Annotated in this window: 13 protein-coding genes; all 13 read right to left on the minus strand. The window is 59.3% G+C overall.

The window, feature by feature from the left end:
- Window positions 1–9: 9 nt before the first annotated feature.
- The 13 genes from visN to AAIH70_RS05175 all read right to left on the minus strand — a co-directional run bounded on the left by visN (window position 10) and on the right by AAIH70_RS05175 (window position 12043).
- Entirely contained in the window at window positions 10–747 is a 738-nt protein-coding gene (gene visN / locus AAIH70_RS05115; protein WP_132272637.1) for a transcriptional regulator VisN, read from the minus strand.
- 311 nt (window positions 748–1058) lie between these two features.
- Window positions 1059–2756, minus strand: a complete 1698-nt coding sequence (gene fliF, locus AAIH70_RS05120; RefSeq protein ID WP_132272636.1) for a flagellar basal-body MS-ring/collar protein FliF — start codon at window positions 2754–2756, stop codon at window positions 1059–1061.
- 116 nt (window positions 2757–2872) lie between these two features.
- On the minus strand, window positions 2873–3262 hold the full coding sequence (cheT, locus tag AAIH70_RS05125) for a chemotaxis protein CheT (RefSeq protein ID WP_132272635.1): 390 nt from the start codon (window positions 3260–3262) through the stop codon (window positions 2873–2875).
- Window positions 3263–3343: 81 nt separating this feature from the next.
- Window positions 3344–3901, minus strand: a complete 558-nt coding sequence (gene cheD, locus AAIH70_RS05130) for a chemoreceptor glutamine deamidase CheD (RefSeq protein ID WP_132272634.1) — start codon at window positions 3899–3901, stop codon at window positions 3344–3346.
- The gene (locus AAIH70_RS05135; RefSeq protein ID WP_132272633.1) at window positions 3898–4287 is read right to left on the minus strand and encodes a response regulator; all 390 of its coding nucleotides are present in this window, start codon (window positions 4285–4287) and stop codon (window positions 3898–3900) included. The genes cheD and AAIH70_RS05135 overlap by 4 nt, the downstream gene beginning before the upstream one ends.
- Window positions 4288–5319, minus strand: a complete 1032-nt coding sequence (gene cheB / locus AAIH70_RS05140; protein WP_132272632.1) for a protein-glutamate O-methylesterase CheB — start codon at window positions 5317–5319, stop codon at window positions 4288–4290.
- Between the two features lie 2 nt (window positions 5320–5321).
- Window positions 5322–6230 carry a protein-glutamate O-methyltransferase CheR gene (gene cheR, locus AAIH70_RS05145; protein ID WP_132272631.1) on the minus strand — a complete coding sequence of 303 codons (909 nt, stop codon included), beginning with the start codon at window positions 6228–6230 and terminating at the stop codon, window positions 5322–5324.
- Window positions 6227–6694 (minus strand): chemotaxis protein CheW, encoded by a 468-nt coding sequence (locus tag AAIH70_RS05150; protein ID WP_132272630.1) that lies wholly within the window; start codon window positions 6692–6694, stop codon window positions 6227–6229. The genes cheR and AAIH70_RS05150 overlap by 4 nt, the downstream gene beginning before the upstream one ends.
- 30 nt (window positions 6695–6724) lie before the next feature.
- On the minus strand, window positions 6725–8947 hold the full coding sequence (locus AAIH70_RS05155; protein WP_132272629.1) for a chemotaxis protein CheA: 2223 nt from the start codon (window positions 8945–8947) through the stop codon (window positions 6725–6727).
- A 16-nt stretch (window positions 8948–8963) separates the two neighbouring features.
- Window positions 8964–9329 carry a chemotaxis response regulator CheY1 gene (cheY1, locus tag AAIH70_RS05160; protein ID WP_112727556.1) on the minus strand — a complete coding sequence of 122 codons (366 nt, stop codon included), beginning with the start codon at window positions 9327–9329 and terminating at the stop codon, window positions 8964–8966.
- Window positions 9326–9625 (minus strand): STAS domain-containing protein, encoded by a 300-nt coding sequence (locus AAIH70_RS05165; protein ID WP_132272628.1) that lies wholly within the window; start codon window positions 9623–9625, stop codon window positions 9326–9328. Before AAIH70_RS05165 ends, cheY1 begins: the two co-directional genes overlap by 4 nt.
- A gap of 48 nt (window positions 9626–9673) precedes the next feature.
- The gene (locus AAIH70_RS05170; RefSeq protein ID WP_132272627.1) at window positions 9674–11293 is read right to left on the minus strand and encodes a globin-coupled sensor protein; all 1620 of its coding nucleotides are present in this window, start codon (window positions 11291–11293) and stop codon (window positions 9674–9676) included.
- 528 nt (window positions 11294–11821) lie between these two features.
- Window positions 11822–12043, minus strand: coding sequence for a hypothetical protein (locus AAIH70_RS05175; protein ID WP_132272626.1), 222 nt, complete (start codon window positions 12041–12043; stop codon window positions 11822–11824).
- Between the last annotated feature and the right edge of the window lie 15 nt (window positions 12044–12058).

Here is a 12058-nt window from a genome sequence, read left to right on the forward strand (position 1 = left end):
TCGTTGGCCCTATACCAGATTGTTACGAACAGCATATGCAATGGCTTCCGAGCGCGTCTTCGTTGCCGTCTTGCGCATGACGCTGGTGATGTAGTTGTTGATCGTGTTGCGCGAGATGCCGAGGATGGTGGCGATCTCGTCGCTGGTCTTGCCCTCTGCAATCCAGAACAGGCATTCCAGTTCACGTTCCGTCAGATCGAAATCGCGCTCGATCTTGGTGCCGGTGACGGCACCGAAACTCAGGCCATAGGCGGCCATCAGGCCGACCTCGCGCAGACGCTCCTGCGACAGGATGATGCCTTCGAGGAAGAGCAGCATCAGCGAAAAACGGGTGCGCCCGGCGCAGAATGTCAACGAGCAATATTGCCGGCTGATTTCCTGCGGGGTGGTTACCTCGTCCGGAAGAAGCGCGAATTGCGGTGTCAGGATGGACAGGCACTTTTCCAGCTCGGTCGATTTCGCATAACCGCGCGTCAACTCCGCGCCAAGTCGGCGCACGAGGTCGAACGGCCAGTTGGACGCCACGATGAAATCGAGCCCCTGGTCCTGAATAAGGTCATAACGTGCAAGAAGGAAATGCGATGCACCTACATATTCCGAGAGAATACGCATGGTGGCAGGCACGTTGCACGCTGCAGACGTGATCGCCAGTTTTCGCACGATCTGATCACGCAATGCCGTTCGCGACGGCACCGGCTCCAGATACGGCCGACCCTCAGATTTGCTTTCTGCCCCCAGAAGCTCCATTTTCGAAATTCTCCCCTTATAGGGATAAGCGTTCAGACCCGAGAACCGTTTGCGTGCTTCACGATTCAGACCGACCCGCGGTAAACATGACCTCCACGAACACAACCATTCGCCGTAACGAATCACTGCATTGTAGGAATCCGTAAAGGAATTGCTATCGGGCGGTTGCGTTTTATGTTGTGCACTGCACAGGTCTGTGACGGACCGGCTGACCGGGGGCGGTCATTTTCGTAAGGCAACCAATCAGAAGACCGCAAAACAAAGGGGCCGGCTTGCGCCGACCCCTTGCATCACGAAGCCGTGAGTCCATGTTACGCGGCGCGATCCACCGCCCATTTGCGCAGGATCTTGGCTGCACGTTCTTCCGAAATCTCGACCATGCGGGAAAGACGCTTTTCCGGGCCTTCCTTGACGCGACGGTTGAAGCCGCCATTCGGATCCTCGCCGCCACCGAACACATCGTCGGAGCTGTCGAAACCGAAGTCTGCGCCAAAGCCGTCCATGAGCGCCGGGCTTGCGCCGCCCGGAGAGAAGTCGGGCAACTCGAGACCCAGACCACCTTCTTCGGCAATCTCCGTGCCCGCAGCAGCACCGCTGCCGCCGCCGGTGACGCTGCGGATCATCGGGCGCAGGCCAAGCCAGACCACCAGGAAGGCGACGACGACGAAGGCGAGCGAGTTGATGATGCCGCCGAGGTTGCGGTTCAGCACTTCGAGGAAACCCGGTCCCGAGGTGACGGATTCTTCGAGAAGCTGGTTCTCGAGGAAGTCCATGGCCGTCAGCGTCACGACGTCACCGCGGTCGGCATTGATGCCGGCAGCCGATGCAACGATCTTCTGCATCTCGGCAAGGTAGGCATCGATCTTGGCCTGATCAACCGGCTCGCCGACGAGCTTGCCGATGCGGCCCTTGTTGACGACGACGGCGACCGAGATTTTTTCCAGCTTGTAGCTGTTGCGGGTGGTGGCGACCGTCTTCGAGTTGATTTCGTAATTGGTCTGTTCTTCGCGCTTGTCGGACTTGTCGGAGGACTGCGGACCAGCGGCGCCACCGGCTTCGGGAGCGGCCTGCGGCACGTTCTGCTCGACGGTCGTTGCCGAGTCGTTCTGCTGCTGCTGTGACTGCTGGTTTTCGCGGGTGTTGCGAACCGAACGTTCGACGCGCGATTCAGGATCGTAGATGGTTTCCTGGATCTGCTGGCTATCGGTATTGAGAGCTGCCGTGACGCTGGAGCGGAAATTGTCCATGCCGAGGAACGGGGCGAGCGCCTTGTCGATGTTCTGCTCGACTTCCTGCTGCACCGACTGGACAATGTTGAGATTGCGGCTCAGCGCGCTGTTGCCGTAATCGTCGCCGGACGCCAGCAGCTGGCCGGTCGAATCGAGGATCGTCACGTCGTCGACGTCGAGGCCGGGAACTGCCGAGGCGACAAGGTGGCGAATGGAGGAAGCGGCCTTGCGGCCCGTCGTGGTGCTGGCGCGGATCATCACCGATGCGGTCGGTTTCTGTCCGACGCGGCGGAAATTGCCGACGTCAGGCATGACGATGTGGACGCGGGCTGCAGCGACACCATTGATCTGCTGGATGGAGCGACCGATCTCGCCTTCCAGTGCGCGAACGCGGGTGACTTCCTGCATGAAGGAGGTGAGGCCGAGCGAACCGACATTGTCGAACAGCTCGTAACCGGCATTGGCGCTATTGGGCAGGCCACGTTCGGCCAGCAGAATGCGGGCCTTGCTGGTCATGCCGACAGGAACGGCAATGCTCTGGCCGTCGGCTCCTACCTGGAAATCCATATTGCTTTCGGCGAGCGCGATCGAGACCTGATTGAGATCCGTCTTCTCGAGGCCGACGTAAAGGTTTTCGTAAGCCGGTTTGTTGACGAACATGGCAGCCGCGATGACGATCGCCATGGACACGATACCGACGCCTGCCAGAGCCAGAAGCTTTGTCTGGCCTAAAGACGTGATATTTCTACCGATTTGCTGAAATTGAGCTAACAGATTCATTCTGTTCCCGCATCATGAACAAGGGTTTTGAGCCTTATGCTCACCGGCACCCTAGTCCGCGAAGCTTGTGCGAACGTTTCGCCTGCGGGAACAAAACCCCTGAAAGGTACGGATTATTAGAAGAAGTCAAAATCGCCGGCAGCCTTGCTCAAAGGCTGGGAATGACCGTGGCGCATGCCCTTGCCGAGCGCCTTCTGCATGTCGGCAAGCTTCACGAGGCTGAGCGCGGTCGAGACATCAACCATCCATTCATCGGGAATGGAGGCGGTAATTGTATCGACGAACTCGGCCAGACCACGGGTCTTCTGCACGGCAAGATCGATCCCCTGCAGGATCTTGACGGTTTCGGCAGACATGACGTCGGCTTCGCCACCCATTTCCAGAAGCTGCGGCTCGATGCGTTCGATCAGATAGGCAACGTCATGCAGCTCGGTCACGAGGCGCATCAGCACCTCGGGCAACGATTCCTCGAGGGAAGCGGACGGCATCGGCATAGGGTCGTTCATAGCTTTCCTCAAAATTGGCAGGTGGTGAAGGGTAGAGCAGCCACCTGCCGCCCCTGCCCTTCGCATGTCTTGAAAATGGCTTCAGAAAAATTCGATCGAGTCTTCCACCGGCTTCGGCGCCGGTTTCGGGACACGCTGTTCGGCTGCAACGGTCTTCTGGGTTTCGGCACCGGTCAGCGGATACTGACGGGCGCGGCCGCTGACGGGCCAGTATTCGAGCTTGCGCCCGAATTCTCCGCCCGTCGACGACCCGACGACGGTAATGCCTTCGTCGCGAAGGAATTCCATGGCGAAAGCCGCATTCTGCTCTCCGACATTGGAGAAGCTGGCAATGGTCTTTGCGCCGCCGAAGATCTTGGCTTCCAATCGGTCGCGCCGGGCGCCCTTCTTCAGAAGACCGTTGATCAGCAGTTCCATGAGATGCACGCCGTAACGCGTAACATCGCCGCCTCCGCTCATGGCACCGCCGGATCCCGGCAGGAGAAAGTGGTTCATGCCGCCGACACCGGCGACAGGATCACGAAGGCAGGCAGCCACGCACGAACCAAGGATGGTTGAAAGGACGACGTTTGGGTCGTCCACCACCTTGAATTCGCCCTGGATAATATGGACTTTTTTGGCACCTGCCAGGTCGTTCATTTAAGGGCTCCGAATACTGCCTCGATGGCAGCCTTCATCTTTTCGATCGTGAAAGGCTTGGCCAGAACGTTGTTGGCACCGAGCTGGGCAGCACGCTGAACCAGCGCGCGGTCGCCCTGTGCCGTCAGGATGATGAAGGCGGCCTTCTTGGTGCTCGGGTTTGCGCGAACAGCCTGCAGGAAGCCGATGCCATCCATGTTCGGCATGTTGAAGTCCGAGATCACCAGGTGATGCGGCTGCTCCGACATGATCTTCATGCCCTGCACACCATCACCGGCAGCGGTGATCTGCTTGAAACCGAGCTGGGTCAGAGCGTCGCTGAGCAGAAGCCGGCTGGTGACCTGATCGTCGACGATCAGAACTTTGATTTTTTCAGCGATAGACATTTATTCAGTACCTTCTTTACGGGCGGCGGTTAATTTCAAAACTTCCTCACCGATGGAGCTCAAGGGCAGCTGGGTTTCAACCGCCCCTATTTCGTATGCGACCCGCGGCATGCCGTAGACCACGCACGTCTTTTCGTTCTGGCCCACTGTGCGTGCACCTGCCTGGCGCATTCGCAGCAGTCCGGATGCTCCATCGCGGCCCATGCCGGTGAGGATGACCCCGACGGCATTGCGGCCGGCCAGTTCGGCAACCGAGTCGAACAACACATCCACCGACGGCCTGTGACCGTTGACCGGATCGCGTTCGACCAGTCGGCAGACCGGAGCGGACGGATTGACGACCTGCAGGTGCCGTTCACCACCGGGCGCCAGATAGATCTTGCCGATCTCCAGCCGGGCACCGTCGGTGGCTTCCTGCACCACAGGAGCGCAGATACGATTAAGACGTTCTGCAAAACTTTTGGTAAACGTCGACGGCATATGTTGAGTAATTACAGTCGGCGGGCAGTTTTTTGGGAATTTCTGAAGTACTGTTATAAGTGCTTCTACACCGCCGGTAGATGAACCGATTGCCACAACCTTGCGACCGACCTTGTATTCTGTAGCAGGTGTCACAATTGCTGCCGGGGCAGAAGTACGGCGCAGGCCCGAACGGGCAGCGGCCTTGACCTTGTCGGCCAGATCGCTGAACGGACGCACATCACCCGGTGCCGGTTTGCCGACGCAATCGAAGGCACCGATTTCAAGCGCTGCCAGCGTCGCATTGGCGCCATGATGGGTCATGGCGGACACCATGATGACCGGCATGGGGCGCAGACGCATGATCTTGTCGAGAAACTCGAGGCCGTTCATGTTCGGCATCTCGACATCGAGGGTGACGACGTCGGGATTGAGTTCCTTGATGGCCGCGCGCGCTTCCATGGCATCGCCGGCCTGGCCGACGACGCTGACCTCCGGATCCGAATTCAGGACGGCGGTGATCAACCCACGCATGGTGGGCGAGTCATCTACGACGAGAACGCGTGCCGGCATACTTAGGCTCTCCTTCCTGCGGACTTACCAATATAGCGGTAAGTCGTTATTCCGATGTTATCGAAGAGATTCTTGCTATCACCCGACACACGCTCGGAATGACCAATGTAGAGATGGCCGGCATCCGGAAGCAGGCTTGCAAAACGCGACCAGATCTTCATCTGCGTCGGTTCATCGAAATATATCACCACGTTACGGCAGAAGATGACGTCGAAATTGCCCTTGAACGGCCACTGCGCCATCAGGTTCAATTCGTTGAAGGTAATGAGCTTCTTGACGCGATCGTCGACCTGAAACTTGCGACGGCCGCCGGCATCGACTTCGCGGAACCATTGCTTGCGCATGGCCGGAGACACCGTTTCCAGCGCGTTTTCGTCATAGACGCCAGCGCGTGCCTGAGCGAGAATCTTCGGGTCGATATCGGTGGCCAGAATGCGGAAATCGTAATCGGCCGCATTCGGCATCATGGCGAGAACCGTCAGCGCGATCGAATAGGGTTCCTGTCCATCGGAGCACGCGGCCGACCAGATGCGGACGCGGCCACCCGAGCGGGCGCGGTTCAGCAGGCCCGGAAGGACCTCGTCGCGCAGATGCTCGAAATGGTGGTTTTCGCGGAAGAAGCGGGTGAAGTTGGTGGTCAGATGCGACAGCATCTCACGCCGCGCACCTGCGCCCTCCTGAGAGGATACCAGCGCGCAATATTCCCGGAAACCGCTCAATCCGAGGTTGCGAATGTGCTTCGACAGACGCGAATACACCAGCGACGCCTTGGAGTCGTTCAGGTAGATACCTGCATCGGCATAGATCATAGCCGCAATATCGGCGAGATCCTTGCGCGACAGCGGATATTCTCCGCTGGCAAGGATTTCGTCCGGGGACTGCCGGCTGTCAATGGCGCTCATCGCCTTCATGCGGCTTCGCTTTCGTTCTCGGGGAACAGTGAATCAAGTTCGATCATGCAGATCATGCGTTTGTCGATCGCGAGAATGCCCCGCGCATATTGCTTCACCAGGCTGGACGCCACTTCCGGCACGGCCTGGATATTGTCTTCGGTCACGGTCAAGATGTCCGAAACAGCCTCGACGAGAAGACCGACGATGCGCGAACCGACCTGCGACACGATGATGACGTGGCGCGGGGTCGGTTCGGTTTTGCGCATGCCGAGACGCGCGGAAAAATCCACGATCGGCAGCACTGCGCCGCGCAAGTTGATCACGCCGATGACATAGGAGGGCGCGTGCGGCATGGACGTGGCTTTCGTCCAGCCGCGGATTTCGCGTACCGCCATGACATTCACGCAAAATTCCTGATCGCCGACACGGAACGCGATGAGTTCCCGGTCACCTTGAGCAAGATTTTTTACGATATACGACATGTTACGTTTCCGTCTCTTGAGGCTTTTCTATCAACCTGCCGCTGCCAGCGACACGTCGGCCTTGAGGGCACCACCGTCCTGTTTCATCGACTGACCGCGCGAAGCGCCAACAACGGCATCGACGTCAAGGATGAGCGCGACGCGACCATCACCCAGGATGGTTGCGGCAGCGATGCCCGGAACGTGGGTGTAGTTGGCTTCGAGCGACTTGATGACGACCTGACGCTGACCCTGGATGGCATCGACCATGAGGGCGCGCTGACCGCCGCCTTCCGATTCCACCAGCAGCGCCACGCCTTCGACGGGGTTTGCCTGGGTGGAGCGGAAGTTGAGGATGCGACCGACATCGACCAGCGGGCAGAAGGAGTTGCGGATCGAGATCAGGCGCTGGTTGGCACCGAACGAATGGATCGCGGATGCTTCCGGCTGCAGCGTTTCGACGATTGCCGTCAACGGCACGACCAGCGTCTGGCCGGCAACGGTGACGACCATGCCGTCGAGGACGGCGAGCGTCAGCGGCAGGCTCATGGTGAAGGTCGAGCCGAGGCCCGGACGCGACGAGATCGAGATACGGCCGCCGAGTGCCTGGATCGAACGCTTGACCACGTCCATGCCGACGCCACGGCCGGAAATGTCCGAAATCTTGTCGGCGGTCGAGAAGCCCGGTGCGAAGATAAGGTTGTCGATTTCCTCGTCGGACAGGTTGGCGTCCGGCGAGATCAGGTCGTTGTCGATGGCCTTCTGACGGACGCGCTCGCGGTTGATACCGCCGCCATCGTCGATCAGTTCGATCAGGATGCGGCCCGAACGATGTTTTGCGGACAGCTTGATCGTGCCTTCCGGATCCTTGCCGGCAGCCTCGCGCTTTTCCGGGCTTTCGATGCCGTGGTCGACGGCATTACGGATCATGTGGGTCAGAGGCTCGGCGATCTTGTCGATGACCGTCTTGTCGACTTCGGTGTTTTCACCTTCGGTGACGAGGCGGATCGACTTGCCGACCATGTCGGCGACTTCGCGAACGATACGCGACATGCGCTGGAAGACCGGCTTTACCGGCTGTGCGCGGATGGCCATGACCGAGTCCTGGATCTCGCGGGTGAGCTGCTGCAGCTCTTCGAGACCCATGTTGACGGCGGATGTGCCGCTCGCATCGTTTTCGACAACGCTCTGCGACAGCATGGCCTGGTTGATGACCAGCTCGCCGACGAGGTTGATCAGGCGGTCAACGCGATCGAGATCGACGCGGATCGTCTGGCCTGCAGCATTGGCGGCAGCGGCAGCGTTGTTGGCAGCGGCAGCCGGAGCGGCTGCGGCTTCCTTCTTTTCGACGCGGGCAGCAGCGGCAGCAAGCTTGGCATCTGCCGGCGCTTCTGCGGCGGCGGCCGGGGCTACAGCCGGCTCGTCATCGAGAGCCGAGAGATCGAACGGTACCGGAACCATCGGCAGTTCTTCAGCGGCCTGCGCTGCGACTTCGTTCACCTCGAGATCGCAATCCCATTCGGCAAATTCGAAAACGGCACGGATGTCCTGCTCGGTCTTGTCGGTGGTGAGCGAAATCGTCCAGGAGAAATAGGTTTCCTCCGGGTCCATCGCTTCAAGTGCGGGCAGTGCGTCGGTGTCGCAGTTGATGGCCATGTCGCCGAGGCGCGATAGGTCGCGCAGCAAGAGAGCGGCTTCATTGCCCTTGGAGAACAGGTCGCGACGCGGCTTGAAGGTGACTTCGAAGACCGACTTGCCGTCATCATCGCCGCCGAAATCGTCGTCGAAGGAGAAGGGGATCGGCTGGAAGCCGCTGTCGTCGGTCGGAGCGACCGCGGCAGGAGCTGCTGCAGCCGGCTTCGGCGCTTCGGCAGCACCGCCGCTGGGCATTTCACCCTTGGCCAGCGCTTCCAGTTCCTTGACCAGACCACGGGTACGGCTGTCCTCGACGCTGCCGCCATCACGCGAGCAGGTGACCAGGTCGGCGAGCACGTCGGCCGACTTGAGCATGACTTTCAGAACGTCCTGATTGGGCTCCAGCTTGTTGGAGCGCACGCAGTCGAGAGTGGTCTCGAAAACGTGTGCGAACGAAACCAGGTCGTCGAGGCCGAACGCGCCGGCGCCGCCCTTGATCGAGTGGACGGCACGGAACACTGCGTTGACCGTTTCCGGGTCGCGGTCGCCGTCATTCAGCTTGAGAAGACCGGATTCCAGTTCAGCGAGCTGCTCTTCGCACTCCTGGAAGAAGATCTCTTTGATTTCGTTCATATCCATTTCAGGAATTCCCGTATCAGGCGGTTACACGCTCAATGGCATCGATCAGTTTGGCAGGGTCGAAAGGCTTGACGATCCAGCCTGTCGCACCGGCCTGGCGGGCGCGGTTCTTCTTTTCCGCATCGCTTTCCGTGGTCAGGACCAGGATCGGAATGGCGCGGTACTTCTCGTTGCGGCGAACGCCTTCGATGAAGCCAAAACCGTCGAGACGGGGCATGTTGATGTCGGTGACGATGACATCCGGGTTGCAGCCTTCGAGGACTTCGAGGCCTTCGACGCCGTCTTCAGCCTGGATGGTTTCGAAACCGGCATTGTTGAGGGTGACCAGAAGCATGTTCCGGATCGTTCTGGAATCATCCACTGTCAGGACTTTTTTCTTCACTGCCGGATCTCCTTGGCGAGTAGATGGTCAATGTTGATGCCGATAAGCTGCATCGTCTTTTCAAATGCCTCCGAAACCTTTTCGAAGACGAAATTCTTGCTGTCGGCTTCCCAGGTCTTGGCCGCAGCCAGAAGAACCTGAACGCACTGAACGCCGACGCGCTCGACTTCGGATGCGTCGATCTTGACGTCGTTGCCGCGCATGTTGGTCAACTGGCCATGCAGGACCGACGCCTCGTTGAGGTCGAGTATGGGAACCAGCTTGAGGCTCCCCTTGTCTGCTTTCTTGCTCGCCATCAGCCGATCCTTGTCGTTGGCATAAAAAGAAAATCGATTTTCAGCACATCAGGCCCTGAATCCGGCGAGCTGCGCCGAAAACAGTTGATGCACCGGGTTATGGTATTCTTGCTCGTCGGCCTCGCCTGCGCCCTGCTGCACCTGGATGCGCGGCGACTGGCGGTGAGCCGTCTCGTGAGCCTGACGGGCGATGCGGAATTCGCGGATCGTCTGGCCGAGTTCGAGAATGACGGTATGCAGTTCGTCGGCGTTTTCACCGGAACGATGGGCAATGTCGGCGGTTGCTGAAACACGGTTGCCGATCTCGCCGACCTCGCCGGAAACACGGGCGAGACACTGGACCTGCTCGCCGCTGTCTTCCGCAATGCCGGCAATGCTGCCGTTGATGTCGGAAACCTGACGGACGATGCCGGCAATGGCATCCTGCGTGCGGTGGACCATGTCGACGCCGGCGCCGACCTGAGCCTTGGTGCCGGTGACCAGCGTCTTGATTTCGCGCGCAGCATCGGCGGAACGCTGGGCAAGGGCGCGGACTTCCTGGGCGACGACCGCAAAACCGCGGCCGCTATCACCGGCACGCGCCGCCTCGATGCCGGCATTAAGCGCCAGAAGATTGGTCTGGAAGGCGATCTCGTCGATGACGCCGATGATCTCGCCGATCTTTTCCGCCGAGTTTTCGATATCGGTCATGGCGTTGATGGCGCGACCGACGATCTCGCCGCTCTGCTCGACCGACTTGCGGGTTTCGGTTGCGGCCTTTTCGGCAGCGACCGTGCGGGTGGCGGTATCGCGGAAACGGATCGTCAGTTCCTGCAGCTGGCCGGACGTATCGGCGAGATTGCGGGCATGTTCTGCCGTTTCGCCGGCAACGGTGCGGGCATTGGCGATGAGGCCGGACGACAGCGCATCGATACGCTTCATCTTGTCGCCGACGGTCTCAATGGCGGTGCGCATCGCCTCGGCGGCCTGATTGAGAATGCCGGCCAGTTCCGAATAGACGTCCGGCACTTCGCCTTCGATACGGGTGGTCAGGTCGTTCACGGAGAGGGCGGAGGCAAAATCGAAAAAGGTATCGATAGCCTGGGCCTGATCGGCCTTGCGCTGTTCCAGTGCCGTGCGCTGGTGGCGCTGGCGCAATTCGTTGAAGCGCAGCGAAACCGCGATCTCGACATCGACCATTACGAGACGGATGACGGCGGTGATGGCTTCAGAAATTTCCTGATCGCGGCGACGTGCACCCGGCAGCAGCGACTTTGCGCCGATCTGCTCGACGAGTGCTGCGACCAGATGTTCAAGCATGACCGCATGGCCGGCAACGTGCCAGCGGGGATCGAGCCCCATGCGGCTTTCGGCGTCGGACAGAACTTTTACCCGCTCGGCGTAAAGCGCATCGAAGCGGGCATCGGTCAAAACACTCCAGTGCGAGGCCTGCAGGTCGTGCAGACGATCGAGCTGGCGTTCGTTCTCGAAATTGCGGGCGGAATCGGGGAAAGACTGGAAACGATGGAAGAGATCGCGCAGGCCGGTTTTCAGCTGCTCCTCGAGTTGAGGACGAAAACGGCGCAGCAGATCGCATTGCTGGGCATCGAGGCCGGCAAAGGCAAGGCGATCACGCAGGCTGCCCGCCTGTGCGCTTTTCGCCTGATCCGTTGGCGTATCGTGCCCCAAAATTCAGTCCCCGATAATGTTCCGGCATGGCCGGAATTGAATGAAAAAACCTCTGTTTCGTCATTGCCGGCCTGCCCGAGCCCCCTGCTTCGAGCCAGCCTTACAAAAGATGAACCCGCTGAAACCCGGCGCACGGTTGAACTCCGCAGCGGCCTCACGTTCCAGCCTTCCAGCTTTTCGCAATGTCATGATGGATACCGGATCGAAACCGGTACAACGTCGGCGGCTTCATGCCTGACGGTCGGACGCACGTCCGGCCATTTCGCCGTGTGCTTTCATATGTATGGTTAATTCCTTGCCCGAAGGTTAATAAACCGTGGAACGGCGGGGTGTTTTATACGTAAACTTGGACCGACAGATGCTCGGATAAAATTCCCAAGTGTAAATACGTCAGCTTCGAGCAAGCTTGGCGTGCAATACTACAGCATGCCACGGCCATGACCGCCTTCGGAGAGAGAGCAATGATTGTTCTTCAAGCATGCGCAATGTTTATTTCTATCACAATCCTGGTTGCAATGCTGCAAATTCTCAGGATGGATCAGAAACGTGCCCTCGTGCCACGTAAAATTCTCTGAGCAAAACCGTCATCAGGCATATTGCGGCATCGCTCTGCAGATGAATCATCATCCGTGCGGCCGATTTGTCGAGTTCAACGGTCGAAATTCCGCCTGATTGGACGCGGATGGCTTGCGCTCTATTTCCGATCGGATAACGACGGTAAGTAGCGCGGCCTTCCACCCAGGTGCTCATGTGATACCTTCAGAT

This window comes from Neorhizobium sp. BT27B, from assembly GCF_050455485.1.
Classification (GTDB): Bacteria; Pseudomonadota; Alphaproteobacteria; order Rhizobiales; family Rhizobiaceae; genus Neorhizobium.

Coding starts and splice junctions, on each gene's coding strand:
- fliF (WP_132272636.1), bottom strand. CDS start 2,756: ATGAATCTGTTAGCTCAATTTCAGCAAATCGGTAGAAATATCACGTCT.
- AAIH70_RS05150 (WP_132272630.1), bottom strand. CDS start 6,694: ATGTCGTATATCGTAAAAAATCTTGCTCAAGGTGACCGGGAACTCATC.
- cheT (WP_132272635.1), bottom strand. CDS start 3,262: ATGAACGACCCTATGCCGATGCCGTCCGCTTCCCTCGAGGAATCGTTG.
- cheR (WP_132272631.1), bottom strand. CDS start 6,230: ATGAAGGCGATGAGCGCCATTGACAGCCGGCAGTCCCCGGACGAAATC.
- visN (WP_132272637.1), bottom strand. CDS start 747: ATGGAGCTTCTGGGGGCAGAAAGCAAATCTGAGGGTCGGCCGTATCTG.
- cheD (WP_132272634.1), bottom strand. CDS start 3,901: ATGAACGACCTGGCAGGTGCCAAAAAAGTCCATATTATCCAGGGCGAA.
- cheB (WP_132272632.1), bottom strand. CDS start 5,319: ATGCCGGCACGCGTTCTCGTCGTAGATGACTCGCCCACCATGCGTGGG.
- AAIH70_RS05165 (WP_132272628.1), bottom strand. CDS start 9,625: ATGGCGAGCAAGAAAGCAGACAAGGGGAGCCTCAAGCTGGTTCCCATA.
- AAIH70_RS05135 (WP_132272633.1), bottom strand. CDS start 4,287: ATGTCTATCGCTGAAAAAATCAAAGTTCTGATCGTCGACGATCAGGTC.
- AAIH70_RS05175 (WP_132272626.1), bottom strand. CDS start 12,043: ATGAGCACCTGGGTGGAAGGCCGCGCTACTTACCGTCGTTATCCGATC.
- AAIH70_RS05155 (WP_132272629.1), bottom strand. CDS start 8,947: ATGGATATGAACGAAATCAAAGAGATCTTCTTCCAGGAGTGCGAAGAG.